The 25,687-nt window shown below is 72.9% G+C and carries 26 protein-coding genes; 12 read left to right on the top strand and 14 right to left on the bottom strand.

Annotated features, from left to right (window positions below; genetic code table 11):
• Nucleotides 1-21: 21 nt before the first annotated feature.
• Nucleotides 22-594: a TetR/AcrR family transcriptional regulator gene (locus ABR738_RS06510; protein WP_350229015.1), complete on the bottom strand. Its 573-nt coding sequence runs from the start codon at nucleotides 592-594 to the stop codon at nucleotides 22-24.
• A 191-nt stretch (nucleotides 595-785) separates the two neighbouring features.
• Between ABR738_RS06510 and ABR738_RS06505 the strand changes: the two genes are divergently transcribed.
• Entirely contained in the window at nucleotides 786-1,076 is a 291-nt protein-coding gene (locus ABR738_RS06505) for an SHOCT domain-containing protein (protein WP_350234451.1), read from the top strand.
• A gap of 89 nt (nucleotides 1,077-1,165) precedes the next feature.
• On the opposite strand, the gene ABR738_RS06500 is transcribed toward ABR738_RS06505, so the two are convergent.
• Nucleotides 1,166-1,687 (bottom strand): ATP-binding protein, encoded by a 522-nt coding sequence (locus tag ABR738_RS06500; RefSeq protein WP_350229014.1) that lies wholly within the window; start codon nucleotides 1,685-1,687, stop codon nucleotides 1,166-1,168.
• 153 nt (nucleotides 1,688-1,840) lie between these two features.
• Complete coding sequence (locus ABR738_RS06495) at nucleotides 1,841-2,170, bottom strand: hypothetical protein (RefSeq protein ID WP_350229013.1); 330 nt, start codon at nucleotides 2,168-2,170, stop codon at nucleotides 1,841-1,843.
• Nucleotides 2,171-2,388: 218 nt separating this feature from the next.
• On the opposite strand from ABR738_RS06495, the gene cds1 reads away from it, so the two are divergent.
• Entirely contained in the window at nucleotides 2,389-3,489 is a 1,101-nt protein-coding gene (cds1, locus tag ABR738_RS06490; RefSeq protein ID WP_350229012.1) for an L-cysteine desulfhydrase Cds1, read from the top strand.
• 72 nt (nucleotides 3,490-3,561) lie between these two features.
• A complete protein-coding gene (locus tag ABR738_RS06485; protein ID WP_350229011.1) occupies nucleotides 3,562-4,467 on the top strand; it encodes a universal stress protein in 906 nt (301 codons plus the stop codon).
• Between the two features lie 16 nt (nucleotides 4,468-4,483).
• Here the strand turns inward: ABR738_RS06485 and ABR738_RS06480 are convergent, their stop codons facing one another.
• Both ABR738_RS06480 and ABR738_RS06475 read right to left on the bottom strand, forming a co-directional pair.
• Nucleotides 4,484-4,969 (bottom strand): SRPBCC family protein, encoded by a 486-nt coding sequence (locus tag ABR738_RS06480; protein ID WP_350229010.1) that lies wholly within the window; start codon nucleotides 4,967-4,969, stop codon nucleotides 4,484-4,486.
• Between the two features lie 61 nt (nucleotides 4,970-5,030).
• The gene (locus tag ABR738_RS06475) at nucleotides 5,031-5,894 is read right to left on the bottom strand and encodes a DeoR/GlpR family DNA-binding transcription regulator (protein WP_350229009.1); all 864 of its coding nucleotides are present in this window, start codon (nucleotides 5,892-5,894) and stop codon (nucleotides 5,031-5,033) included.
• Between the two features lie 177 nt (nucleotides 5,895-6,071).
• Here ABR738_RS06475 and ABR738_RS06470 point away from each other — a divergent pair, with 177 nt between their 5' ends.
• Complete coding sequence (locus ABR738_RS06470; protein WP_350229008.1) at nucleotides 6,072-8,402, top strand: hypothetical protein; 2,331 nt, start codon at nucleotides 6,072-6,074, stop codon at nucleotides 8,400-8,402.
• Here the strand turns inward: ABR738_RS06470 and ABR738_RS06465 are convergent.
• The 6 genes from ABR738_RS06465 to ABR738_RS06440 form a co-directional block, all read right to left on the bottom strand.
• On the bottom strand, nucleotides 8,372-10,774 hold the full coding sequence (locus ABR738_RS06465; protein WP_350229007.1) for a right-handed parallel beta-helix repeat-containing protein: 2,403 nt from the start codon (nucleotides 10,772-10,774) through the stop codon (nucleotides 8,372-8,374). The two genes, ABR738_RS06470 and ABR738_RS06465, sit on opposite strands and share 31 nt — an antisense overlap.
• Nucleotides 10,775-10,887: 113 nt before the next feature.
• Nucleotides 10,888-11,493, bottom strand: a complete 606-nt coding sequence (locus ABR738_RS06460; RefSeq protein ID WP_350229006.1) for an Rv1733c family protein — start codon at nucleotides 11,491-11,493, stop codon at nucleotides 10,888-10,890.
• Nucleotides 11,494-11,628: 135 nt separating this feature from the next.
• Nucleotides 11,629-12,462: an MOSC domain-containing protein gene (locus ABR738_RS06455; RefSeq protein ID WP_350229005.1), complete on the bottom strand. Its 834-nt coding sequence runs from the start codon at nucleotides 12,460-12,462 to the stop codon at nucleotides 11,629-11,631.
• Nucleotides 12,463-12,519: 57 nt separating this feature from the next.
• Nucleotides 12,520-12,975, bottom strand: a complete 456-nt coding sequence (locus ABR738_RS06450) for a DUF6643 family protein (RefSeq protein ID WP_350229004.1) — start codon at nucleotides 12,973-12,975, stop codon at nucleotides 12,520-12,522.
• 241 nt (nucleotides 12,976-13,216) lie between these two features.
• Nucleotides 13,217-13,594 carry a hypothetical protein gene (locus ABR738_RS06445; protein ID WP_350229003.1) on the bottom strand — a complete coding sequence of 126 codons (378 nt, stop codon included), beginning with the start codon at nucleotides 13,592-13,594 and terminating at the stop codon, nucleotides 13,217-13,219.
• A gap of 277 nt (nucleotides 13,595-13,871) precedes the next feature.
• Nucleotides 13,872-14,438 carry a hypothetical protein gene (locus ABR738_RS06440; RefSeq protein ID WP_350229002.1) on the bottom strand — a complete coding sequence of 189 codons (567 nt, stop codon included), beginning with the start codon at nucleotides 14,436-14,438 and terminating at the stop codon, nucleotides 13,872-13,874.
• 385 nt (nucleotides 14,439-14,823) lie between these two features.
• On the opposite strand from ABR738_RS06440, the gene ABR738_RS06435 reads away from it, so the two are divergent.
• The 3 genes from ABR738_RS06435 to ABR738_RS06425 all read left to right on the top strand — a co-directional run bounded on the left by ABR738_RS06435 (nucleotide 14,824) and on the right by ABR738_RS06425 (nucleotide 18,506).
• A complete protein-coding gene (locus ABR738_RS06435) occupies nucleotides 14,824-15,762 on the top strand; it encodes an SDR family NAD(P)-dependent oxidoreductase (protein WP_350229001.1) in 939 nt (312 codons plus the stop codon).
• A gap of 232 nt (nucleotides 15,763-15,994) precedes the next feature.
• Nucleotides 15,995-17,035, top strand: a complete 1,041-nt coding sequence (locus tag ABR738_RS06430) for a hypothetical protein (RefSeq protein WP_350229000.1) — start codon at nucleotides 15,995-15,997, stop codon at nucleotides 17,033-17,035.
• 187 nt (nucleotides 17,036-17,222) lie between these two features.
• Nucleotides 17,223-18,506 (top strand): TerD family protein, encoded by a 1,284-nt coding sequence (locus ABR738_RS06425; RefSeq protein ID WP_350228999.1) that lies wholly within the window; start codon nucleotides 17,223-17,225, stop codon nucleotides 18,504-18,506.
• Between the two features lie 52 nt (nucleotides 18,507-18,558).
• Here the strand turns inward: ABR738_RS06425 and ABR738_RS06420 are convergent, their stop codons facing one another.
• A complete protein-coding gene (locus ABR738_RS06420; RefSeq protein ID WP_350228998.1) occupies nucleotides 18,559-19,734 on the bottom strand; it encodes a glycosyltransferase in 1,176 nt (391 codons plus the stop codon).
• Between the two features lie 80 nt (nucleotides 19,735-19,814).
• Between ABR738_RS06420 and ABR738_RS06415 the strand changes: the two genes are divergently transcribed.
• The 4 genes from ABR738_RS06415 to ABR738_RS06400 all read left to right on the top strand — a co-directional run bounded on the left by ABR738_RS06415 (nucleotide 19,815) and on the right by ABR738_RS06400 (nucleotide 23,454).
• Nucleotides 19,815-20,597: a glutamate racemase gene (locus tag ABR738_RS06415; RefSeq protein WP_350228997.1), complete on the top strand. Its 783-nt coding sequence runs from the start codon at nucleotides 19,815-19,817 to the stop codon at nucleotides 20,595-20,597.
• Nucleotides 20,598-20,642: 45 nt separating this feature from the next.
• The gene (locus tag ABR738_RS06410; RefSeq protein WP_350228996.1) at nucleotides 20,643-21,230 is read left to right on the top strand and encodes a hypothetical protein; all 588 of its coding nucleotides are present in this window, start codon (nucleotides 20,643-20,645) and stop codon (nucleotides 21,228-21,230) included.
• An 83-nt stretch (nucleotides 21,231-21,313) separates the two neighbouring features.
• Nucleotides 21,314-22,933, top strand: coding sequence for an apolipoprotein N-acyltransferase (gene lnt, locus ABR738_RS06405; protein WP_502964039.1), 1,620 nt, complete (start codon nucleotides 21,314-21,316; stop codon nucleotides 22,931-22,933).
• Between the two features lie 35 nt (nucleotides 22,934-22,968).
• Nucleotides 22,969-23,454 carry an NUDIX hydrolase gene (locus ABR738_RS06400; protein WP_350228995.1) on the top strand — a complete coding sequence of 162 codons (486 nt, stop codon included), beginning with the start codon at nucleotides 22,969-22,971 and terminating at the stop codon, nucleotides 23,452-23,454.
• A gap of 489 nt (nucleotides 23,455-23,943) precedes the next feature.
• Here ABR738_RS06400 and ABR738_RS06395 read toward each other — a convergent pair whose 3' ends face one another.
• The gene (locus ABR738_RS06395) at nucleotides 23,944-24,117 is read right to left on the bottom strand and encodes a hypothetical protein (RefSeq protein WP_350228994.1); all 174 of its coding nucleotides are present in this window, start codon (nucleotides 24,115-24,117) and stop codon (nucleotides 23,944-23,946) included.
• A gap of 152 nt (nucleotides 24,118-24,269) precedes the next feature.
• On the opposite strand from ABR738_RS06395, the gene ABR738_RS06390 reads away from it, so the two are divergent.
• Nucleotides 24,270-24,437 carry a hypothetical protein gene (locus ABR738_RS06390; RefSeq protein ID WP_350228993.1) on the top strand — a complete coding sequence of 56 codons (168 nt, stop codon included), beginning with the start codon at nucleotides 24,270-24,272 and terminating at the stop codon, nucleotides 24,435-24,437.
• 144 nt (nucleotides 24,438-24,581) lie between these two features.
• On the opposite strand, the gene ABR738_RS06385 is transcribed toward ABR738_RS06390, so the two are convergent.
• Complete coding sequence (locus ABR738_RS06385; RefSeq protein WP_350228992.1) at nucleotides 24,582-25,304, bottom strand: dienelactone hydrolase family protein; 723 nt, start codon at nucleotides 25,302-25,304, stop codon at nucleotides 24,582-24,584.
• Nucleotides 25,305-25,687: the final 383 nt, after the last annotated feature.

Here is a 25,687-nt window from a genome sequence, read left to right as displayed (position 1 = left end):
TTGACGGAGAGTAAAAAAGGGTTACCGCGGCGCCAGCAGGGAGAGCAGGCCGCGTACTCCCGCGTCGAACGCGTCGGGCGAGCCGGATGCGCGGGCCAGCACATAGCCGCCCTGGACGGTCGCCACCACGGTCGCGGCGATCTCGTTCGGGACAATGGAGGGCGCGAACTCGCCCCGGTCCAGGCCCTCTTGGACGATCCCGGCCAGCCGGCCGCGCAGCCAGTCGAGCGTTTCGTCGACCGGCGCGCGCAGCACTGGGTCGGCGATGATCTCGGGGTCCATCGTGAGGCGCCCGACGGGGCACCCGCGCAGCACGTCGCGCTCGCGCAGCAGATACGCCTCGATGCGCTCGTAGGCGGTCCCATCGCCGCCGAACGTGGCCTCGGCGGTGGCCCGCATCTCCTCGGCGGTGCGCCGGATCGCGGCGAGCGCCAGATCGGGCTTGCCCGCGAAATGGTGGTACATGCTGCCCTGGCCCGCGCCCGCCTGCTGCTGGATGGCCTTGGGGCTGGTCCCGACGTACCCCCGCTCCCACAACAGCTCGCGGGTGGCGGCGATCAGACGTTCCGAAGTGCTCATGGGCCCACTGTACATACCAGTAGGTACAGAATCCAGAGGGCCGGAGGCGGAGGACGGGAGAGGGGGAGGAAGAGGGAGTACGCACCCGGGCCCGGTCTGCTCCGGCGGGGGTAGACCGACGGCCGCCAGCCGTACGACGACCCGGGCCCCCGGCGGCGGGAGGCTCGAAGGAGGAACAGACCATGCCCACCGAGGAGCTGACCGAGATGAACACACTGGCCTATGGCGGACCAGGGCCCGGGCCCTGGACCCTTCTCTTCCCGCTGGTCTGGGCGGCGGCGATCCTCACCATCGTCACCGTGGCGCGCCGCGCCGGATGGCGGGGCCGCCCGGGGCTGTGGCGCCCGCCCGTCGACGAGCGTTCACCCCTCGCCGTGCTCGGCCGACGGTTCGCCGCGGGCGAGATCGACGAGGAGGAGTACTGGCGCCGGATCTCCGTCCTCGAGGAACACTTCGGACGGAGCAACCTCACGGGGTCGCGCAAAGGCGCGGCATGAGCGTCACCGGGGGCGGGCCGCAGCGCTGAGGGGAGACGCGAACACGCGCCGCGCGACGGCGCCCGCACCGGCCCGTCGCGCCCGTCCGCTCAGCCCGCGACCGGTGAGCGCGCGGCGGTCTTGACCCGCTCGCGCACCGGGCGCGGGCGGCTCTCCGTGAAGGCGGGCGTCGCCGTGGGCTCGTACAGCGGGTACGGAGGCAGGGCCACGGACGGGGAGGGGGCGGCGAGCGTGAACCACACGGTCTTGCCGGACTCGCCCAGCGGGCGCACCCCCCACGCCTCGCTCACGGCGGCGATCAGGGAGAGCCCGCGGCCGTTGGTGGCGAGGGTGTCGGCCTTGCGCACCGAGGGGAGTGTGGGGTCGTGGTCGTGGACGGAGATGGTGAGCCGGTCGAGCAGCAGCTCGATCTCCACCGTGCACATCTTGTCCGGCTCGGCATGCCGGTGGACGTTGGTCAGCAACTCGGTGACGCAGAGCGCCGCCTCGTCTATCAACGGATCCAGATGCCAGTAGCGCAACTGCGCCGATACGATTCTGCGGACCTGTCCGATCCGCGACGGCAGGGCTTGGAGCTCCACCGTGCACTGCCTGCTTGGCTGGCTGATCACGGTTGCGACTCCCCGATTAGGTCCGGAAGTAGCTGTCTGGTCCGGCGGCGGCCTTACTCAGAGCGTCACCGCCGGTAAACCCTCAGTGATGTCACACCAGCGTGAACCAGGGGTGGGCCGTCCGCAACTCGCGCCCCCCGGGCCGCACGCGTCTCAGGGGTGCGCGCCATGGGTCGTCTGCCGGATGGCCTGGAGGAAGCGCCGGGACAGATCGGGCCCGCGCGACCGGCCGGCCTCGCCGCCCATCGTCAGCCGGTAGCGCGTGCCGTTCAGGCGCGCCACCGTCCGGTCCTCCTTCGCGAGCCACGGCAGCCAGGGCCGCGCCGCGCTGACCGTGTCGACGGGCGCGCTGTCGATCTCGCGGCCGTTGCTGGTGAGCAGGGCGAGCCGACCGTCCTTGATCAGCACCTCACCGGCTCTCGTCAGCGAACGCGTCCACCGCTCGATCCGTACGCCCTTCGCACTGAATTCGGGTTCCGCCATGACCGTCCGGCCCCCTTCGCACCGTTCCTCCTGGGCAGTCTGCACAACGACGAGCCTACGCACCAGGGTGCGAAGGGGATCGGGTCCGCGCCAGCGTCGTCCAGTGCTCACCACGCGTCCCACAAGCCACTCCTATGGATGCTCAAAGGGAACGTTTGTGCAGGTGAGAGCGGTATTGTCGGGAGTGGGGGCGGCACGCACACAGGACGAGGAGTGGCATGGAAACCATCGATGTGGACCGGAGCGATCCGCAGTACCGGGCCTGGCTCAAGGAGGCCGTCCGCAAGGTCCAGGCCGATGCCAACCGCTCCGCCGACACCCATCTCCTGCGTTTTCCGCTGCCCGAGCCGTGGGGCATCGACCTCTATCTGAAGGACGAGTCCACCCATCCCACCGGCAGCCTCAAGCACCGCCTGGCCCGCTCGCTGTTCCTGTACGGCCTGTGCAATGGCTGGATCCGGCCGGGCAAGCCGGTCATCGAGGCGTCCAGCGGCTCGACCGCCGTCTCCGAGGCCTACTTCGCCAAGCTGATCGGCGTGCCGTTCATCGCGGTCATGCCCCGCACCACGAGCCCGGAGAAGTGCCGGCTGATCCAATTCCACGGCGGCCAGTGCCACTTCGTCGACGACTCGATGAAGATGTACGAGGAGTCTGCGGCGCTCGCCGCCGAGACCGGCGGCCACTACATGGACCAGTTCACCTACGCGGAACGGGCCACCGACTGGCGCGGCAACAACAACATCGCCGAATCCATCTACCAGCAGCTGAAGTTGGAGCGCTTCCCCGAACCGGCCTGGATCGTCGCCACGGCCGGGACCGGCGGCACATCGGCCACCATCGCGCGCTATGTGCACTACATGCAGCACGACACGATGATCTGCGTGCCCGACCCGGAGAACTCCTGCTTCTTCGACGGCTGGACCCAGGGCGACCCGCTCGCCGCCAGTGACTGCGGCTCGCGGATCGAGGGCATCGGCCGGCCCCGCATGGAGCCCAGCTTCGTGCCGGGGGCCATCGACCGGATGATGAAGGTCCCGGACGCGGCGAGCGTCGCGGCGGTCCGCGCCCTGGAGAAGGCGATCGGCCGCAAGGCCGGTGGCTCCACCGGCACCGGACTGTGGAGCGCGCTCAGGATCGTCGCGGAGATGGTCGCCGAGGGCCGCACCGGCAGCGTCGTCACCCTGCTGTGCGACCCGGGCGACCGGTATCTCGACAAGTACTACTCCGACGCGTGGCTCGCCGAACAGGGCATGGACATCGCGCCGTACACCGCGACACTGGACACGTTCCTCGCGAGCGGGGTGTGGTCCGCCCACTGACGGACCGCTGTCGTCCGGCCACGGCGCGATCGCTGCCCGTGCGCCGCCCCCCGGCGCGTGCCAGGGTGACGTTTGGACACGCGACCGGTAGCCGTCGCCGTAGACGGATCCGACCACAGCCTGCGGGCCCTTGAATGGGCCGTTCCCACCGCCCGCAGACTGGCCGCCGAGCTCGTGATCGCGCACGTCCTGCCCGACTCCACCCAGCTCTGGGCGGCCCGCAGGTCCGCGCTCGGGCCCGGTCCCGAACTCAACGACCCGGTCACCGACCGGGTCCGCGCCGCGCTGTCCGGCCGCGACGGACTGCCCTCGGTGCGCTACGACTCGCTGGAGGGCGACGTGCCCGACGCGCTGCACGCGCTGGGCGCCGGGGCGCGGATGCTGGTGATGGGCTCGCGCGGGCGCGGCGGCTTCGCCAGCCTCCTGCTCGGCTCCAACAGCCTGGCCGTGGCCACCCGGGCGCCCTGCCCGGTCGTCGTGGTGCCGCGCCTGGCCCGCACCGGGAAGGACGAGCCGACGGCCGGGCGCGTCGTGCTCGGGCTCCACCTCGCCGACACGGCCGACGAGGTGATCGAGTTCGCCTTCGTGGAGGCGGCGGCCCGGGGTGTACCGCTCCAGGTGATCACCGCCTGCCCCGGGCCGCCCCCGGCCGCGCTGATGGTCGCGGGCGAGTTCCCGCCTGCGGCACTCGACCGCGACCAGTACGAGGGCGCCGAGCGTGATGTGACACGCGAACAGAGCGACCGGCTAGGCCGCTTCCGAGAGCGGTTTCCCGGCGTCGAGGTGGACCCCGTGATCGCGCCCGCCGACGCGGCGGGCCATCTCGTGGACGCCTCGGCCTCGGCGGCCCTGATCGTCGTGGGCCGCCACCGCCGACGGCTGGCGCCCGGCGCCCTGTTGATGGGCTCGGTGGCCCACGCGGTGCTGCACCACACGGAGTGCCCGGTGGCGGTGGTGCCGGTCCACGGCGACGCCTGAGCCGGGCCGTGGCCCGTCAGGGCTTGGACGGGGTGCTCGCCAGATGACGTCCCAGATTGCGCATCGCGCCCCGGAACGACTGGCCGATGCCCGGCGCCGCGGCCCGCATCGCCAGACGGAACAGCGCCGGACCATCGCTCGCCATCGTCCAGCGCACCGTCGTGCCGGAGCCGGCGGGCGTGAGCCGCCAGTCCTCCACCAGGGCGCTGACACCGGGGACGTTGGTCTCGTCGATGCGGTAGGCATACCGCTCACCCGGGTCGCTCGCCAGGATCGTCTCGCGGAAGAACACCCCGCCGCGCAGCCTGACCTCGCGGCCCGCGCCGCCGTCGAGCGGGCGGGCGGCGACGACCGAGGTGAACCAGAGCGGTGTTTGGGCCACCTCGTCGGCGAGCGCGCGGTGGACGGCGCCCGGGCCGGCCGGCACGTGGGCCGTGAACACCAGGCGCACCGGCGCCGACGTCGCGAAGGTGAGTTCCATGGGCCTGAGCCGGCGAGCCATGACGCCTACCTCCCAAGGGCCGGGTGCGCGCGAGTGCCCGTCCACTCTAGCTGACGCGACGTCAGTTGTCTGTGCCGCTCCCGCTGTCGTCCGCCCCGCCGTCGGGGCTCTCGCCCGCCACCACGAGGTCCCGCAGATGTTCCGTCATCTGCGCGCGGGCCCGGTCCGAAAGGCCCGCGTCCGTCACCAGCGAGTCGACCTGGTCGAGCATGGCGAACGAACTCAGGCCCACCGTGCCCCACTTGGTGTGGTCCGCGATCACCACGACCCGCCGCGCCGAGTGCACGAACTGCCGATTGGTCTCCGCCTCCGCCAAGTTGGGCGTGGACAGGCCGGCCTCCGCCGAGATGCCGTGCACCCCGATGAACAGCACATCGAAGTGGAGGGAGCGGATCGCCGCGTCGGCGACCGGGCCCACCAGCGTGTCCGAGAGCGTGCGCACCCCGCCCGTCAGGACCACCGTCGCCGCTCCCGGCCGGGGACCGGAGCCGGCCGAGGAGCGCTGCGCGGCGTGGAACACGTCGGCCACCTGCACCGAGTTGGTCACCACCGTCAGATCGGGAACGTCCACCAACTGCTGGGCCAGGGCGTAGGCGGTCGTGCCCCCGGCCAGCGCGATGGCGCTGCCGGGCACGGCCATCCTGGCCGCCTCCCGCGCGATGTCCTGCTTGGCGCTCAGTTCGAGGGCCGACTTCGCCTCGAAGCCCGGCTCGTGCGCCGTGGCCTCGGCCACCGGCACCGCGCCGCCGTGCACCTTCTCGACCGCGCCCTGGCGTGCCAGCGCGTCCAGATCGCGGCGGACCGTCATGTCGGAGACGTTGAGTTTCCGGGTGAGTTCGTTGACCCGTACCCCGCCGCGCCGTCTGACCTCGTCGAGGATCAGCGCGCGACGCTGCTCCGCGAGCAGATTCTGGTGGTCGCTCACTGCCGGGCCGGTCCCTTCCACGTCGTCGAACACACTCGCCGGGCACACCTGCGCCCCCGGGCTGCGGCCCCATCCTGTCACGGGGAGATTCCGTGAGAGCACCGCACCTGAGCACCCGGATCCGGGATCCTGATGTTCCGCGTCGCCGTCCGTCCCCCACGAGAGCGAGTCGCCGAAGTGTCCCGTGCCACCCCCCTCGCCCCAGCGGGCGCCCCCGAGTCCGAACGCGCGGGACCCGCCCTCGAACTCCTGGTCCACGGTGTCGGCGGCACCACCCCGCAGAAGATGCTCGGCGACCCGCGCACCGTGCGCGTCACCGGCGACGACACCGCGGCCATCTACCGGTGCGCCACGGACCTGGACGCCGAGGCGCACCCCGAGCGCCACCAGGGCCGGCCGGTGCCCGAGGCGTACGTCTGGTGCAACCTGACCTCGGGCAACAGCGCCCGCGCCCTGTGGCTGCTCCTGCTGCCCTTCATGGTGATCAACCTCGCCCACTGGATGCGGCCGCCCGCGCCGCGCTCACCGCGCACGATCCGCCTGTACGGGCTGCTCGTGCGGCTCGTCGCGCTCAGCCTGACCGTGCTGCTCGTGGCCGCCGCCTGCGAGGTCGCGCTCGATCTCGGGGCGTGGCAGTGCGCCGGAACGGCCGGGTGCTCCCGCTCCTGGTACTGGCTCGGCTTCACCTCGGTGGCCCACCACGGCTGGTGGTCGCAGCCGGGCCGGCGCCTCGCGCTCGCGGCCCTGGTCCCCACGGCCCTGGTCGCCCTGCTGTGGTACCTGTCCAACCGCACCTGGAGCGCGTACGAATCGCAAGCGCCCCTGAGCGCGACACCCGCCGAGGACCCACGGGCCCCCCAACCCGCCTTCGCCAGGCCCGGGTTCTGGTACGGCAGGCGCCTGGTGGCCCGGCTGCGCGCGGCCCACACCGCGGCCGGATTCCTGACCGTCGCGGCGAGCGTGACGCTCGCGGCCGTCCGCCACGACCGCGCCGGCGGCGCGCTCCTCGCCGTGCCGGGACTCCTGCTCGTATGTGCCCTCGTCCTTACGGGCCTGGTCGTCGTGGGCGTGGTGTGCCGCCGGGGGCGCAGCGAATCGCGCCGCGACGAACGGCTCGATGGGGCCGTCACCTCCTGGCTGCCGCTGTCCACGCTCGCGCTGCTGCTGCTCGCCCTGCTGTACGCGTCCTGGGGCCGGCCCGGCTGGGTCTCGGCCGGCACCCTGCCCGGCGGCCGCGCCTTCGGCCTTCTCGCCCTGGCCCAGGGGGCGTTGGTGGTGGCGCTCGCCGTCGTGGCCGGGCGGCTGCGCCGCCGCGCGCCGGGTGAGCGCACCGCCCTGCGCGGACTCGGCGGCCCCGCCGTCGCGATGCTCGCCTGCGCGCTCGGCGGCGTGATGACCGGCGGCGTCGCCCAACGGGTCGCCGACTGGCTCGACCACGGCGCCACCCCGGGCATGGACCGCTCGGCCTACCACGGCCCGCCGCCCCTGCTGACCTGGCAGGCCTCGGTGATCCCGGCCCTGCTCGTCCTGCTCCTGCCCGTGGCGCTGTACTTCGCCCTACGCACCTGGCGCACCGCACGCGCCGACGAACCCCGCGTCATGGCCGACTACCCCACCGAGCGGCCCGACACCGCCCGCACCCGCCGTATCGCGGCCGCCCGCGCGATGGCCGGGCTCACCGACCACACCCCGCTCTGCGTCGGCATCGTCGCCGGAGCGTCGCTGCTGCTCGGCGCCGGGGCCCTGGCGGGCGCCTGGTGGACCGGGCAGGTGCCGGCCAGGGCGGCCGACGCCGCACCCGACCCGCTCGCCCTGGGCGCCGACGCCGCCCAGTCGCTCGGATCCTGGTGCACCGGCTTCGGGTTCCTGCTCTTCGTCACCTGGGGACGGCGCGCCTACAAGGACGCCGCGGCCCGCCGCACCGTCGGCATCCTGTGGGACGTCGGCACGTTCTGGCCGCGCGCCGCCCACCCCTTCGCGCCACCCTGCTACGCCGAGCGGGCCGTCCCGGACCTGGCCTGGCGGATGAACACCTGGACCGAGGCCACCGGCGGCCGCCTCGTGATCTCCGGCCACTCCCAGGGCAGCGTCCTTGCCGCGGCCGCCGTGTGGCAACTGCCCGCCGCCACCCGGCGCCGGGTGGCCCTGCTCACCTACGGCTGCCCCGCGGAGCGGCTCTACGGGCGCTGGTTCCCCGCCTACTTCGGGCCCGCGCCGCTCGAAGCCCTGCACCGGGAGGTGCGCTGCTGGCGCAACCTGTGGCGGGCCACCGACCCGATCGGAGGACCCGTGCGCACCGGCGGCGACGTCGACCGGGGCCCCCTGCTCGACCCGGTCGCCTACGGGCGTACCGCTCAGCACCCGCTGCCCGCGCCGGTCCTGGGACACTCCGACTACCAGGCCGACCCGGCGTTCGCCCATGAACGGGCCCTGCTGCTCGCCGAGTTGGCGTCCGCGCTGCCGAATCAGCGCACGGATCAAAGCAGTTCGGGCAGATCGTCCGGGTAGAGCAGCGTCAGGTCGTCGGTGCTGGCGTCGGCGAGCTGGGCCACCCGGCCCGCGTGGCGCTCCACCATCGACTCGAAGGTCTGGCGCGCGGTCCGCCCATTGCCAAACGCGACGCCCCTGGGCAGCGCCGTGAAGTACTTCAGCAGGCACTCGGCGGTCCCGGCGCCGAGCCGGTACTCGTGCTCGTCGGCCTGCTGCTCCACGATGCGCAGCAATTCCTCGGCGGTGTAGTCGGGAAACCTGATGGTCCGTGAGAAACGGGACGCCACACCGGGGTTGACGCTGAGGAAGCGCTCCATCTCCGCGGTGTAGCCGGCCACGATGACGACCACCGCCTCCCGGTGGTCCTCCATCAGCTTCACCAGCGTGTCGATGGCCTCCCGGCCGAAGTCGCGTCCGGAGTCCTCGGGGGACAGGGCGTACGCCTCGTCGATGAACAAGACGCCGCCGCGCGCCCGCTCGAAGGCCTCCTGGGTGCGGATCGCGGTCGAGCCGATGTGCTCGCCCACCAGATCCACCCGGGACACCTCGACCAGATGGCCGCGCTCCAGGACGCCGAGCGAGGCCAGGATCTCGCCGTACAGGCGCGCCACCGTGGTCTTGCCGGTGCCGGGGGAGCCGGTGAAGACCAGATGGCGCCGGACGGAGGCCGCCTTGAGCCCGGCCTGCCGGCGCCTGCGGCCCACCTCGATCATGTCGGTGAGCGCCCGGACCTCGCGTTTGACGCTCTCCAGGCCCACCAGCGTGTCCAGTTCACCGAGCACGGCGCCCGAACCGCGCGGGGGCTCGGCCGCGGGCTCCGCCGCCATCGGCTCGACGGCGCGGGGGCGGGGGACGCCGGTGAGCAGCCCCACCGTCTGGGTGGCGCTCCGCACGGCCGTGGGCTCCGGGGCGGGGGACCGGGCGCCGCTCTCGTCGCTTGTGCAGTCCTCGACGACGGCGCCGTCCTCGGAGAACTCATAACCCCGGCGCGCGCACCGCTCGGTGCGGCAGCGCGTCAGCGTCGTACGGCAGCCGTCGATGACATGGAAGCCGAAGCCGCCGCTGCCGGTGACACGGCAGGCGTGGAAGGTGCCCCGGCCCTGCGCGGAGACGTAGAAGCCGGCCTCGGCGGGCGAGGTGACCGTGACGCGCTCGATGCGGGGGTCGGCGCCCTTGGTGACGATGACGCCGGTCTGGGCGCCGTCGATGGTGCAGCCCGCCAGCGTGCCGCCGCTGCCGTGGTCGCGGAACCAGGCACCCGTGGAGGCCTGGCTGATGCGGCAGTCGTCGAGCTGCGCGGTCGCCCCGTCGCTCACCGACACAGCGGTGTTGCGCACCTGGGTGAGGTCGCTGTCGACGACATCGGCACGCGAACCCCGGTCGAGCACGAAGATCGCGTCCGGTACGTCATGGACGCGGCAGCCCTCGAGGACCGCGGCCGCGCCGTCGCTGACCCACACCGCCGGATAGTCGCCCGTACTGTCGTGGATCTCGCACTGGTTGGCGTCGACGCGGGTGCCGGGGTCCCACACCGACAGGCCGTTGCGCCCGAAGCGGCGCACCTTGGTCCGGGTCAGGGTGAGCACCGAACGCGACCGCAGGTCGATCGCGTTCTCCGGGATGTCGTGGATGTCGCAGTCGGCGAGCGTGAGCACCGCGTCGGTGTCCAGGGTGACGCCGTCGGCCGAGGTGCGGTGCACCGTGCAGTCGGTGAGGTGGGCGAAGGCGCGCGAGACGATGTGCACACCGGCGCCCTTGATCTCGTACACCTCGCAGCCCAGCGCCTCCATTCCCGAGCCCTCGCCGCTCACCGAGAGCCCCGCGCCGCTGGCATGGTGCACCCGGCACCGCTCAAGGCGGGGGTGGCCGCCCCCGTGCACCGAGACCCCCGACTGCCCGGCCGCAACGACCTCGCACTCCTCGAACACGCCGCCCGCGCCGTCGAAGACGCCGATGCCGACGCCGCCGGGGTTGTCCACCGTGCAGCGCCGCACGGTCGGCCGGGCACCGCCGCGCACCTCGATGCCGACGGCCGAACGCGTCACCACCCGCAGGTCGACGAGCTCGGGCGCGCCGTCCTCCACCAGGAGCGCGGGCGCCGCGGCGTCCTGGCCCTCCAGGTACAGGTCCCGCACGGTCGCCGACGCGCACACCGTCAGCGCCACGCCGTCGGCCGGCGCGATCCGGACCGAGCCGACCGCGCCCTCGGGCCCGCGCAGCGTCACACAGCGCCGCAGCACCAGGTTCTCGCGGTAGGTGCCCGGGGCGATGGTCAGGACGTCGCCGTCGCCCGCGGCTTCCAGGGCCGCGGCCAAAGAGGCGTACTCACCCGTGCGGCGGCGCCACCGCGACGTGCCCGTGTGCGTCACCTGGACCGTGCCCTGAGCCATGGTGCTGTCGTGCCCCCACCTCGTGCGTGCGATCTCGCACACACCTCGACCGTGACCTCGCATGTGCGCCTGATGGTCCACCGTAGCGCGCGCCGGGCCGGTGAGTTGACCGGTCAGCTGCCCGCGCCCGTGCGGCCCCAGTCCGGACCGTACCGGGCCCACGCGCGGTCCAGGCGCGCGTACCGCCGGCGTATCAGGCGCCATACGGTCAGCCGCCGCAACGCCTCGATGAGCGCGGCGGCCGCCGCGGCCGCGCAGATCCCCGCGAACACCGCGTGTGTGCGGGCCGCGGCCAGGGGCATCGGGCGCGGCACCGGGCGCCCATGGTCATCGGTCCATATCGCGAAGGCCGCGCCCCCCGCGGGGGAGCTCAGGGGCGCGGCGAGCGTGCCGCTGTGTGAACTCCCGTCGTACGCCCGCCAGTTGGCCACCACCTTGGCGCGGGCGACCCGGTCCGTCGTGCCGTCGGGCCCGGCGAGCGGCGCCTGGCTCCCGGCCCGGCGCACCACCACGGCCGACGTCGGGTGCCGGTGCAGACGCTGCTCGGCGACGGTCCTGCGCAGCGTCGCGTCCGTACGCGCGCCGCACAGGGCGCCCACCGCCGGCGCGGCGCACACCATCAGGACGAGCGCCACGAGCGCCAGCCACGCCTCCACGACATCGCTCACGCGGCGCAGCGGGTTGTGCCGCCAGCGCCACACGCCCACCACCGCTCGCACGGCACCCGCCCCCTTCCGCCTCCATGCCGCCCCGTGGGGACGGACGCGCCGGGCGGAACGATCAGGGACCTGGTGCGCCCGGCTCGTCCTGTCCAACGCGGCTGACACCCACAGGAGTTCCCGGGAGGCGCGGACCTATGCGAGGACCTTCACCGGGTCGCCCACGTGCACGGTGCCGGTGTTCTCCGGGATCACCAGGACGCCGAACGCCAGCGCCCGGCCGATCCTGCGGTGCCGGGCCAGGCTGCGCAGCGGTTCCTTGCCGCGCTCCGCCGTGGCCTGGTCGGTGGTGGTGATGACGCACCGGCCGCAGGGCTTGGCGACCCGGAAGGAGACCTCGCCGACACAGATCCGCGACCAGGTGTCCTCGGCCCATGGCTCGGTGCCGGCCAGGACGAGATTGGGCCGGAAACGATTCATGGGCAGCGGTCCCTCGGCCGCCCGGTCGCCCCGGGCGATCAGGTCGTTGAGGGCGTCGAGTGAGGCGAGGGTGGCGATCTGGAGCGGGAAACCGTCGGCAAAGCTGACCGTCTCGCCGTTCGGCGCGTACGCGGGCTTGATGGGCCTGCGGCGGGCCGGGTCGTCGAGATGCATCAGCCGCACCTCGGCGTCGAGATGGGCGCTGAACCACCGGTGTGCCTCGTCGGCGGCGGCCACCGCCTCGAACTCGACGCCGAACAGCGAGACCTTCTCGGCGGCCGCGCCCCGGGGCGGCTCCACGACGAGATCGTCGCGCCCCGGCGATGAGAGCCGCACGCCCCCGCCCGGCAGTGTGGCGGCACTGCTCAGGGCCAGGGCGGGCCGCTCCCGTTGGGTGACGGCCACGCCCTGGGCGTCCACCAGCATCCAGCGACGGTCCCCGGCGAGCCCCCATGGCTCGACCTCCGCCCGCGTACTGTCGTATCCCCCGACCGACTTGACGGGATGGATGTGGATCCCGTGTACGACCGCCTCAAGTCCCTTGCTCATGGCCCCATCGTGCCAGCCGTCCCGGACAGGTGTCCGGGCGGCCCGGTCCGGCCTCGATCAGTAGCCGGTGCCCTGGTAGGGCCGGTTGTACGGATCCTCGTACGGGGCCGGCGCGGGCCGGGGCGCGGCGGGGCGCATGGCCTCGTACCCGGTCCCGGGAGCCTGGCGCTGCGGGACCTGCTGCTGCCCCTGGTAGCCACGCGGCGCCGAGGGCTGCTGCGGGATGTAGGGCGTGCCGGCGTGCTGCAGCGGAACGGGCTGCGGCATCTGCTGTTGGTAGCCGTACGACGAGGCGTAGGACGGGCTCTGCTGCGAGGGGGCGGCCGGCAGGGCGGGCAGGGCCGACGGGAGCGCCGGCAGGTGGTTGCTGCCGGTGTCATAGAGGGAAGGCACTCGGATCGGGGCGATCTGAGGCGTACCCCGTTCTGCGACGAGGGAGTCGTAGATGGGGGTGTCCGGGAAGAACGGCGCGGAGTAGTAACCGCCGCCATAGGTGGAGCGGGGGGAGGTCATGGCACATAAGTTAAGCCCACGATGTGGTCATTGGGGAGTCCCAATCTCGGGGACATCCGTTTTAAGCCGGTTTTCACCCTCTGACCTGCCGAAACATCATCAATGAAGCGTTTGTCGGCGGGGGTTCCCCACAGCCTCGGGGCGTCTCACCCGAAGTGGCGCGACGGCTACCAACCGCTACCTCGGCCCCGTCCTCGCGACGCTTCGGCGAGCAGTGGTGGCCACCGGGTGCGCCGGTCTCTCAGAGCTCCAACAGGGGTGCCAGCGCCTGGAGTTGACGCCGAATGTCGTCCAGGGGCTCGGTGCGGGCGCGGTCGAGGACGAGGTAGATGAAGATGCCGCCCTCGCGCAGCCGCGGCAGTGGCCGGATCATGTGCAGCTCGGTGCCGAGCGTGATGAGGATGTCCTCGACGCTGTCCGGGGCGTAGCCAAGGAGCTCAAGGGTGTAGAGCTTGGCGCGCATGACGTCGCTGTCCCCGTACGCGACCTTGTCCATGTCGAGCCCGCTGCCCCGGTCCATCGACCCCAGGACTCTGCGCTGCTTGAAATCGACGATCGCGACGCCGGTGGCCCCGCCGATCGTCAGTGCCTTCTCCAGCGCGGTTTGGAGCCTGTCCATCGGGAACGCCTTCCTTCGAGCGGAGCGGGAGAGGGCACGACGGCGCCCAAGGTTCTTCCCAGCTGCCCGGAGTCGGCACGCTAGCGGACGCCGGGGCCGCCGGGCGAGGCGCTGCCCCCTTCGACGACCTTGAAACGCGACCGTTCGGGGCCCTTGGCGCCCCACAACTCCCTTTTTGCGCAAGGATGTTGACTGGCCCCGTGGAGTCGCGACCCCGTGCCCTCGCGACCTCGCGCGGCGCCGGGTCCGGGGCGCGGTCAGTCCTCGAAGTAGGCGGTCAGTCCTCGAAGTAGGCGTCGAGCACCGCGTCGAGCTGGTCTCCCCAGGCGGCGAGGTCCGCCCGGTCGGCGGCCCGGACGTCATGGGAGAAGCGCCGGGGCGCCGAGGTGTACACGGCGATCTCGAACCGCCGGGTCAAGCGCGGTGTGCGGTACTCGACCGCGCTGAGCTCGTCCCAGCGGAACTCGGCCTCCTCGTCGCCCAGTTGGAGCCGGATGCCGCGATGGTCCGCGACGATCGAGCCCTGATGGTCCGACATCGCGCAGGAGGGGCCGTCGGCGGCGTCCGCCTCCGGTGCGGCGTCGTCATCCGTCGCGGAGCCGTCGTCGGACGCGACGGGGGAGCCCTCTGCCCGCGCGTCCGCGCCGCTCTCGGCACGGGCCTCTTCGACGGCGTCCTGCGCGGCGTCCTCGTCGCGCGTCTTCGGTTCCTCGAGGGAGGCCGCGTCCAGCGCGTGCTCCTTCTCGGCCGCCGGGACGGGTGCCGGCAGGAGACCGGGTACGTACGCGGGGTCCGTCGCGGCACCGGCCAGGGGCATGTACTGGTGTTCTGATCGCTGCTCCACGGGCGCAAGTATGGCCGAAGATCCTGTGAACGTGCTGGTGGTGGCGAGCGTCTTTCGGGCGGTGCGACGGTGAACTTCCCCCGGCGCGGGCGGCGTCCGCGCGCCCGGCTCGGGTGGCGCGCGCGAGGCCGCCAACGCCCTGTCGGTGAGGTGTGGGCCCGCGCGGGTGGTCTGTCGGACGTCTGTCGGCGGAGGCTGCGACGTTGAAGACGCGTCCGGCACTCGTCGTCGGCGCCGCCCCTCGACACCCCGCCCCAAGGAGCCCGTCGCCGTGTCTCGCGCATCCCGGAGTACCACCCCCGCATCGCGGAGTACCACCCCCGTATCCCGGAGCACCACCACCACATTCCGGAGCACCCCCGTATCCCGGAGCGTCCCGTGGGACGTGCATCGCCTCCCTTCCGCACCAGGAAGCAACTTCCTTGTCACCGGCGGCAATGCCGGGATCGGGTACTTCGTCGCGGAACAGCTCGCCGCCACCGGAGCTCTGGTCGTCCTCGGCTGCCGGGACGCCGCGAAAGCCGACGCCGCCCAGGCCTCGATCCGCTCGCGCGTTCCCGGCGCGCGCCTGCGGCACCTGCCCCTGGACCTGGCCGACCTGTCGTCCCTGACGGCCGCCGTGCGCGGGCTCGACGTCGGCCATCTCGACGCGGTGGTCCACAACGCGGGCGTCGCCTTCGACGACCCGTCGCGCCGCGAGACCGGCGACGGTCACGAGGTGATGTTCGCCGTCAACCACCTCGGCCACTTCGCGCTCACCCAGCGGCTCGCCCCGCTGCTGTCCGCGGCGCCCGCGGGCCGCGTCGTGACGGTGGGAAGCTTCGCCGCCCGCTCCGAACGTCTCGACCTGGACGACCTCCAGTCGGCCCGCGACTACCGGGCCAAGCGCACCTATGGCCGGTCCAAGCTGGCGCAGATGTCCTTCGGCTTCGAACTCGACCGGCGGCTGCGGGCCCAGGGCGCCACGGTGCGCAGCGTGGTCGCCCATCCCGGCGGCGCGCTGGACTCGCTCACCCCCTCCCGCCCGGCCATCCGCGCGAGCACGCCCGGCGAGCGGCTGCGCGCCCTGCCGGCCGGGCTGGTGGTGCAGGGCAAGGAGGCGGGGGCGTGGCCGATCGTGCGCGCCGTGCTCGACGCGGAGGTGGAGGGCGGGCAGCTGTGGGGGCCGAGGGTCTTCGGACTGCGGGGCGCGCCGAGGCGCGAGCCCGTGCCCTCGCACATGGCCGATCCCGCCGTCGCCGCCCGGCTGTGGGACGCGAGTGTGTACCTGGCAGGCGTCGACCAGGAGCTCGGCTTTTCCTCGGCGGGGCGCCACTTTTCCTAGGCGGCGCGCCACTTCTCCTGAAAGCGGGGCGCCGCTTTTCCTGGGTGGGGCGCCGCCTTCCACCGCACCGGTGGTGCGTCTCGACATTCAACCCGACTGGCCCCGGTTTCACTCTCCAAATAGCGCGACTAGTCCTTTTGGTCTCCTATTGGACTGTATGTGCGTATCCCAAGACGCACCGTGACAGCCGGAAGTCGCTGGCGTCGCGTCGAGGCACAACAAAGGAACCGTGATGTCATCCGATCAGAGCCCCTCTCAGGACGAGCAGATCCCGATAGGTCCGGGCGGCGAACCCAGATGGCTGCTGCTCCGCACCGTGGCCACTTCGCGCCCCATGCGTGAGGTCGTCGCTCTCGTACACCTCCTCAACCAGGCCGGTGAGTACCCGAGGCCGGGTGATCAGGCGCTGCGCCTGGCCGCCGTCACCCGCTCCATCAACGAGGTCCACCAGCTGATCGCCCTGCTGCGCGAGCCCCCCGGCACCGCCGAGGACGCCGGCACGGTGCTTCAGGCGGCCGCGGCGGAGCGGCCCATCGAGGACGTGGCGGAACTGATCACCAGCTTCGCTCCGGGCGAAGGCGAAGCCTGGGCGCCGGACGCGTCCCCGGCGAGCGGGCCGGAGCGGACGGCCCGGGAGGCGTCCGTCGCGCCCGAGGCCTTCGCGGGACCGGACGCCATCGAGCGGCCCGTCCCGGACGTGGCGGTGGCCGCACCGCAGGAGGCCGCGCCGCCCGTGCTGGCCGACATGGCCAAGGCGCCGACGGAGCGGAAGGCCGCCGTGCCGCCCGTGCCGGACGCCGCTCCGGCCCCGGTCCGGGTGCCGCGTGCCCCCGGGACCGCGCCGGCCGAGCAGGCCACCGCGAAGCGGTCCCCCTCGGTGCCCGTGCGCTCCGTCCTGCGGTGGCCCGCGGCCGTCGCCCTGCTGGTGATCGGCGCGATCCACCTGCCGACCGGCCTCAGGGACCTGCGCGCAGGCGACCTGGCGGCCGGCGCGTCTCTCGGCATCGCCGTCGTCTGTCTCACCCTGGCGTGCCTGCTGCCGCTGTACGACCCGCTGTGGGCCTGGATGGCGGGTGCGGCGGCCGCGCTCGGCATCGTCGCAGTCCACTCGCTGGCCAGAGGGCTCAACTCGGTGCACCTGCTCAGGGACAGCCTGGGCAGCACCTTCAGTGGTGCCACCCGTCTCATGGTGCTCTGCGCGGTCATCGCCGCGGCGCTCGCCGCGACCGTCCTGACCCGTAAGTCCAAGGCGGGCACGGCCAACGAGACCTGACCGAGGTCCTGTGCGCAAGCCACCCGAACTCCCCTCCGGTGACGGGTAGTTCGGGGGCGGCCCAGCCCACGCGCCGGCACCGCCCGCCCCGCTCCGGCGAGGCAGGCGGGCCGACCGCGGCGCGTGCACCGGCGCGGGAGCGACCCCGAGGGGTAGGGTCCTTGGCCATCCGGGAGCACCGTGAGCGATGGGGGAGAGCATGTCCATGCTTAAAGGAGCCAATGTCGCGGTGGCGGCGCCCTCCGTCCGGGTGGAACTGGCCTGGCACTCGGGCCCCGGCGTCCCCGACGTCGACGCGTCGGCCCTCCTGCTGACCGGCGGCCGGGTCCGCTCCGACGCCGACTTCGTCTTCTACAACCAGCCCGCCCACTCCTCCGGCGCCGTACGCCACGAAGGCAAGTGCTCGGAGCCCGACGCGGTGACGGACACCCTGCTCGTCGACCTCGCGCGGGTGGAGCCGGGCGTCGAGCGCGTGGTGCTCGCCGCGTCCGCCGAGGGCGGCACCTTCGGCCGGGTCCCCGGGCTCGGCATCCGCGTCCTGGACGCGGTCACCGGCGCCGAGCTCGCCCGCTTCGACAGCCAGGACGCCACGGTGGAGACCGCGTTCATCCTCGGTGAGCTCTACCGTCGCCAGGGCGCCTGGAAGTTCCGCGCCGTGGGCCAGGGGTATGACAGCGGCCTCGAAGGCCTGGCGACCGACTTCGGCATCTCCGTCGACAAGCCGCGGCAGCCGTCGGCCGCGTCCACGACCCCCGCCGAACCCCCGGGCGCACCCGCCACCCCCGTCGCGCAGCCGCCGGCCGCGCCCACGGCCCCGCCGCCCGCGACCCCCGTACGCCTGTCCAAGGTCACCCTCACCAAGGAAGCCCCCCGGGTCTCACTCGCCAAGCAGGGCGGCTCGTCCGGGGCGATGCGGGTCAACCTCAACTGGCAGACGCGCAAGCGATTCAGCGGCTGGGCAAGCAAGTCGGGGCGCGCCGCCGCCCACCACGCGGACCTCGATCTCGACCTGTGCGCCCTGTACGAGCTGGCGGACGGACGCAAGGGGGTCGTCCAGGCCCTGGGCAACGCGTTCGGCGCGCTCCACCAGCCGCCGTACATCCACCTCGACGGCGACGACCGCACCGGCGCCGTGGAATCCGGCGAGAACCTGACCGTCAACCTCGACCAGAAGGACAAGTTCCGCCGGCTCCTGATCTTCGTCACCATCTACGAGGGCGCCCGCAGCTTCGCCGACCTGCACGCCACGGTGACCCTCCAGCCGCAGTTCGGCGCGCCCGTCGAGTTCTTTCTCGACGAGTGCGCCGTGCCCTCCACCGTCTGCGCGCTCGCCCTGATCACCAACGACGGCGGCGACCTGATCGTGCAGCGCGAGGCCCGCTATCTGGTGCCCGCGCGCGGCGTCAGCCCCCAGCGCACCGTCGACCAGACCTACGGCTGGGGCATGACCTGGACGCCGGGACGCAAGTGAGATCCGGCCCCCGGCAACGCGGAGCCGGATCTCAGGACTGCTCGGGACCGCCTCAGGACTGCTCGGGGGCCGTCTCGGGGCGGGCGTAGGTACGTCCCTTCCAGGCCGCGCCCCGGCCCCGGTAGTGCAGCACCGCCGAGTCGACGGTCATCAGCAGATACAGGAACGCGGTGAACGGCAGCGTCGGGGCGAGCCAGAGCGGCTGGCGGTAGTAGCGCAGCATCGGCAGATACGTGCCGGACATCACCAGCCACGCGAGCCCGCCCGCCCATGCGGCCCGCCAGCCGCCGCCCGCCAGACCCGCCACGCAGGTCAGCGGCGGCGCCAGATACACCAGGGCGAGCCCCACGACCGTCCCGAGCAGCACGATCGGGTTGTGCCGCAGCTGGGCGTACGCGCTGCGCGAGACCATCCGCCACAGGTCCCCCAGACGCGGATAGGGCCGCACGCTGTCCACCCGGTCCGCCAGACCGAGCCAGACCCGTCCGCCCGACCGGCGCACCGCGCGCGCCACCGACACGTCGTCGATCACCGCCTGGCGCACCGCGTCGGGAACGCGCGCCCGCTCGGCGGCCTCGGTGCGCACCAGCACACAGCCGCCCGCCGCGGCCGTCGCCCGGGGCCGCGCCGCGTTGATCCAGCGGAACGGATACAACTGCGCGAAGAAGTAGACGAACGCCGGGACGATCAGCCGCTCCCAGCCGCTCGCCACCCTCAGCCGGGCCATCTGCGACACCAGGTCGAAGCCGCCCCCGCGAGCCGCCGCGACCAGCTCGCGCAGGCTGTCCGGCGCGTGCGCGATGTCGGCGTCGGTGAGCAGCAGATACTCGGGCCCGCGCTGCCGGGCGAGCGCCATGCCGTGGCGCAGCGCCCACAGCTTGCCCGTCCAGCCCGCCTCGGGCTCACCTGGGGAGACGACGTTCAGGGGCAGGCCGCCATGGCGCTCGGCGAGGGCGCGGGCCAGCGTGCCCGTGCCGTCCGAACTGCCGTCATCCACCAGGAAGATCTCCGCGCGACCGGGATAGTCCTGCGTGAGCAGGGACGGCAGGCTCAGCGGCAGCACCTGTGCCTCGTCCCGCGCGGGCACCACCACCGCGACGTCGGGCCACACGTCGAGCTCCGCGCGCGGCGGCAGACGCTGATCGGTACGCCAGAAGAAGCCCTGCCCGAGCAGCAGCCAGAGCCAGACGACCAGGGACACCAGGGCGATCCATACGAGGGCGCTCACCCGCCGCAGTCTGCCCCACGGCCCGCGCTCGGCACGGGACCTCAGCCGAAATGGCGGGAGCCGTCGACTATGGTGACCGGGTGAAGATCGCGCTCATGGACTCCGGAATCGGCCTGCTCGCCGCGGCCGCCGCGGTGCGTCGGCTCCGCCCCGACGCCGACATCGTGATCTCGTGCGACCCCGACGGCATGCCGTGGGGCCCGCGCACCCCCGACGACATCAGGGAGCGCGCTCTCGACGTGGCCGGGGCCGCCGCGGCCCTGGCACCGGACGCCCTGATCATCGCCTGCAACACCGCTTCCGTCCACGCGCTGCCCGCGATCCGCGCGGCCCTGGAACCGCGGGTCCCCGTGATCGGCACCGTGCCCGCGATCAAGCCGGCCGCCGCAGGCGGGGAGCCCTTCGCGATCTGGGCGACCCCGGCCACCACCGGCAGCCCCTACCAGCGCGGTCTGATCCGCGAATTCGCCGACGGGGTGCCGGTCACGGAGGTGCCCTGCCCCGGTCTCGCCGAGGCGGTCGAGCACGCCGACGACGCCGCCATCGACGCCGCCATCACCGCGGCCGCCGCGCTCACCCCGCCTGGCGTAAGGACCGTCGTCCTGGGCTGCACCCATTACGAACTGGTCGCCGAACGCATCCGTACGGCCCTGCGTCCCGACGGCGGCCCGCTCACTTTCTTCGGCAGCGCCCAGGCGGTGGCCGCCCAGGCGCTGCGCCGCGCGGGCATCGCGGCCGCACCCGACGCGGCGCAGGTCGGGGGCCTGACCGCAGTGCTCAGCGGCCGCACCGGCGCCCTTCCCGACGTGGCGCTCGCCTACCCCGAAGGGCGCCTGCTCCAGGCTGTGAGCCCCGCTCACTGAGCGCGAGCGGTGCCGTCCCGACGGAACGTGAGTACGCTGCTTTCCATGAGGGAACCGTCCCCGGAGTACCCCACGCCCCCCGCGTCACCGCCCGCGTCCGGCGCCGCCGAGCAGCCGGTCGAGATCTGGAGCGGCCGGGCCACCAACCGCGTCCAGTGGCTCCTCGCGGCCGGCGGCGTGGCATGCATCGCGCTCGGCGTGGAGCTGGCCGTCGACTCGACCTGGACCTCGGGCATCGCCCCGCTCGTGATGTCCGTCGTCGGCTGTCTGGCCGCCGGGATTCTCGTGCTCTTCGGCACCCTCGCCTTCGTGCATGTGGCGGTCCGGGTCGAGGGCGACTGCCTGGAGGTGCGCTGCGGCCACATCGGGCTGCCCCGCCGAACCATCCGCCTCGACCACGTGGTCGGCGCCGACTTCGTCCCCCGGGTGACCCCGCGCCAGTGGGGCGGCTGGGGCTACCGCTGGCGGCCCGAGATCGGCACCGCCGTCGTCGTACGGCGCGGTGAGGGCGTGGCGCTCAAGCTCGGCGACGGCCGCGTGTTCACCGTCACCGTCGACGACGCCGAAGCGGCCGTGCGGGTCATCCGCGACCGGCTGCGCCTGCGCGGCACGGGCAAGGCCGCCGGGGTCTGAGGTCCACCGGTCGCGCCGCCCGAAAGGGCGGGCGGTCCAACGGCGCTCCCGAACACACAGCCACCCGCCGTAGACTCCGCCGGGTGAGCACCACCGAAACCTCCACCACCACGCAGGACCCGGCCCGGCCCGGGCCCGCCGCCGGAGCCCCGCGCTCGCGGCGGATCCTGAACCGGCTCCTGCGGCCCGCCGTGGCCGCGCTCGGCGGGGTGCTCCTGTACCTGAGCTTCCCGCCGAGGCCCCTGTGGTGGCTCGCGCTGCCCGCGTTCGCCGTCTTCGGCTGGGTCCTGCGCGACCGGAGCTGGAAGGCGGGCCTCGGCCTCGGCTACCTCTTCGGCCTCGGTTTCCTGCTGCCGCTCCTGGTGTGGACGGGTGTGGAGGTGGGCCCCGGGCCCTGGCTCGGGCTCGCCGCGATCGAGGCCCTGTTCATCGGCGCGGCCGGCGCGGGCACCGCCCTGGTCTCCAGGCTTCCCCTGTGGCCCGTGTGGGCCGCCGCCCTGTGGACGGCGGCCGAGGCGGCCCGCGCCCGCGCCCCCTTCGGCGGTTTTCCCTGGGGCAAGGTGGCCTTCGGGCAGGCCGACGGCACCTTCCTGCCGCTCGCGGCCCTCGGCGGCACCCCCGTCCTGGGATTCGCCGTGGCGCTGTGTGGATACGGGCTGTACGCATGCGCCCGCCAGGTGGCGCGCGCGCGGCGTACGGGAGGCGTCCGCAAGGGCGCCGCGGCGGCCGCGCTGCTCACCGTGGTCGTGCCTGTTGCCGCTTCCTTCGGCGCCCGTGGCCTGGTCAGCGACGCCGCCGAGGACGGCACCGCGACCGTCGCCGTGATCCAGGGCAATGTGCCCCGCCTCGGTCTCGACTTCAACTCCCAGCGCCGCGCCGTACTCGACTACCACGTGACCGAGACGCTGCGGCTGGCCGCCCAGGTCAAGGCGGGAAAGCAGCCCCAGCCGGACTTCGTCCTGTGGCCGGAGAACTCCTCCGACGTCGACCCCTTCGTCGACGACGACGCGCGCGCCGTCATCGACGGGGCGGCCAAGACCATCGGTGCGCCGATCTCGGTCGGCGCGGTGGTCGGCGGCTACGGCACGAAGCTCTACAACGAGCAGGTCCAGTGGGACCCGAAGCAGGGGCCCGTCGCCACGTACGACAAGCGGCAGATCCAGCCGTTCGGCGAGTACATCCCGCTGCGCGGCCTCATCTCCACCTTCGCCCCCGGCTACACCTCGATGGTCCGCCAGGACTTCGACCGGGGGACCAAGCCGGGCCTGTTCACCATGGCCGGCACCAAGGTCGGCATCGCCACCTGTTACGAGACCGCCTTCGACTGGGCGGTGCGCGACACCGTCACGGCGGGCGCCCAGCTGATCTCCGTACCCAGCAACAACGCCACCTTCGACCGCAGCGAGATGACCTACCAGCAGCTCGCCATGTCCCGGGTGCGGGCGGTCGAGCACAGCAGGACCGTCACCGTCCCGGTCACCAGCGGCGTCAGTGCCGTGATCATGCCCGACGGCAAGGTCGTCCAGAAGACCGCGCTGTTCACCCCGGCCTCGCTGGTCGCCAAGGTGCCGCTGCGCTCGTCGCGGACGCCCGCGACCCGGCTGGGCACGCTGCCGGAGTGGGCGCTGGTCGCGGTGGGCGCCGCCGGCCTGGCGTGGGCGATCACGCGGAACGTACGCCGAAGCCGCGCGGGCCGGGGCTGATTTGGCGTCCCCGGCTGGCCGTTAGGGTCGAGTCCATGGCAACCCCTGACTTCATCCGGGACATCCGGACCACCGCCGGACACCAGCTGCTTCTGCTGCCGGGCGTGAGCGCGATCGTCTTCGACGACGAGGGCCGGGTCCTGCTCGGCCGGCGCGCCGACACCGGCCAGTGGTCGGTGATCGGCGGCATCTGCGAGCCGGGCGAGGAGCCCGCCGACACGGCCGTGCGCGAGGTGTATGAGGAGACCGGCGTACGGTGCGTCGCCGAGCGGGTGGTCCTCGTGGAGGCGGCGCCCACCCCCGTCGTCTACCCCAACGGCGACGTGTGCCAGTTCATGGACATCACCTTCCGCTGCCGCGCGACCGGCGGCGAGGCCCGCGTCAACGACGACGAGTCCATCGACGTCGCCTGGTTCGCCATGGACGCGCTGCCCGGCGGGCTCGGCGAGTTCGCGCTGTTCCGCATCAAGCAGGCCCAGGCGGACGGACCCGCCTGGTTCAAGCCCAGCGCCACCCTGTGAGACGGCTGATTTGCCCCCTCAGCCGCAGGAGAACACCCAACTCCCGCGGCTGAAAAGGGAGTTGCGCGATCCGGGTGGACGACCGGCCGATGCGCTGTACGGTGACGACGGCGGTGCGGGAGATGGTGTCAAATCACCTGCTCCGCCCCGGTTTTGCGTATCGGCCGAAGGGAACCACGTGAGCACTCACCCCGAATCCGTCGAGACCACCGAAGAGTTCAGCATCAAGCATTTCTCGGACACCGAGGGACCCCTCCTGTACAAGGATGTCGCGGTCTTCGGGACGGTCCACAAGACCCGGCGGCAGTTCCACATCGGTACGGGCGGCAGGCTCTACGTCATCTCGCCGGACCACGCGCTCAAGTGCTGGGTGCAGAAGCCCGGCGGCGGCGACGCGGGTGTCCAGCACATCTTCGGCGTGGTGGCCGACGAGGAGGCCGGTGGCTACAGCGCTCTGCGCGCGGAGGGCGCCGGCGACTGGGAGTACTCCTACGGAGGCGACCTCGCCACGCCGCAGGGCGCGATCGGGGCGATCTCCAAGAGCGGCGCCTTCGGATCGATCGTCTGGGGCGCCCCGTACTGCACGGCCGGCTGGGTGGCCTCCCTGATGCCGACCCTCAGCTCACTGGGCACGATCGCGACACCCGGCGGATCCCTGGTCATCGGCCAGAACGTGCATGCGCCGACCGTGATGGGCAGCGCGTGGCTCAAGGGCGTCGACGCGGGAGACTGCCGTCAGGAGGACTTCCCGCAGGAGTGGAAGGCGGGGGTCACCGGCGACGCTGTGCCCGCGCGCCACGGGCCATCAGGACCTGATGAACATCGCGACCCTGTGCGGCATCCTGAAGAAGGCCGGGTTCAAGCCCATGCGCAAGGCCGACCTCGCGGCCCGGATCCGGTACATCCTCACCAACTTCCCCGAGCACCGCAAGACGTTGCTCTCGCTGCCCAACATCCAGGCGTACTACGGCAAGCTCTTCTGACCGCCGAGGCTGCTGACCGCCGGCGCCGCGGGCTGCCCCGGCGGCGCCGGGGGCCGTGGCCGTTCGCCGCTCATCGAGGACGGGCTCCTCGATGAGCGGCGCCCGGCGTCGGCCGGCGCACGCCGTCGCTCCGGCGGGCCGGGCCTACCTCAGGTGCCGGCCGTAGAACCGGTCACCGTCCTCCGCCTCGAACGAAGGGGTGCCGAGGTGGCCGCCCAGGTTGGCGTGGAGCGTCTTCTCCTTGCTGCCGAAGGCGTCGAACAGATCCAGGGCCCGCTGGCGCGGATTGCCCTCGTCGTCCCACTGCAAAAGCAGCAGCAGCGGAATGGTGACCTGCCGGGCCTCCTCGCGCTGGGCGCGGGGCACATACCCCCCGGCGAAGAAACCGGCGGCCGCGATGCGCGGATCGCTCGCCGCGAGGCAGATGCCGAGGGCCGCCCACCCCGAGTATCCGACCGGGCCGCCGATCTCGGGCAGGGCGAGGAGGGCGTCCAGGGTCGTCCGCCATTCCGGGGCCGCCTCTTCGACCAGCGGGCCGATGAAGGACTCGAAGATCTCCTCGACCGGCTCGCCGGCCCGCATTGCCCGGCGCAGCTCGGCGCGCGCCTGGTCGGCCTCGGCGGAACGCGGCCGGTCGCCGCAGCCGGAGGCGTCGATGGAGGCCACCGCGTAGCCTTGCGCGGCGGTGCGCCTGGCCCGGGCCACCAGGCGGGGTTCGCTCTTGGGCAGCCCGTTGTTGTGGGCCATCAGAATCAGCGGGAGCGGCGCGGCGGACACGGGCGTCCACAGGGTGCCGGGGATCTGACCGAGGGTGAATTCGCGTTCGGCGACGCCGTCTTCGAGGCGTCGTTCAGAAACGACGTGCATGGTCGTGCCTTTCGGGAGGGCAGAGCGGCGCTCCCGGACGACCTATCGCCCAGCCGTGACCCCGGAGGAGAGCACCCATGTCGATACTGCGTTCACGGGTACCACCTCCTCGTTCTCTCGCACGGCCTCCGGAAAGGTAGCAGGGGGTGCCGGGGGGCGCCAACGAATATCGAACGTGGCTACGGTGACGGCGACGACGGTGAACGCGGCGACGCGGACCCGGCGCCACGCCGCCCGTCCTGGGCCCGACCGGACCGGAGGCGCCCGGGCCGCCCCGCGGCGCGGGCACGGAGGTCGTCGTAGTGCCCGCGCGGGGGCCTGCGAGGACTTGCGGGTGCTCGCGAGGCGCATGAGGATTCCCGCATAAAGCTTCTATAAACAGA

The sequence above is a fragment of the Streptomyces sp. Edi4 genome (assembly GCF_040253615.1).
Classification (GTDB): Bacteria; Actinomycetota; Actinomycetes; order Streptomycetales; family Streptomycetaceae; genus Streptomyces.
Note: the sequence above shows the minus strand (reverse complement) of the source record. Positions and strands in the feature narration are given on the sequence as shown.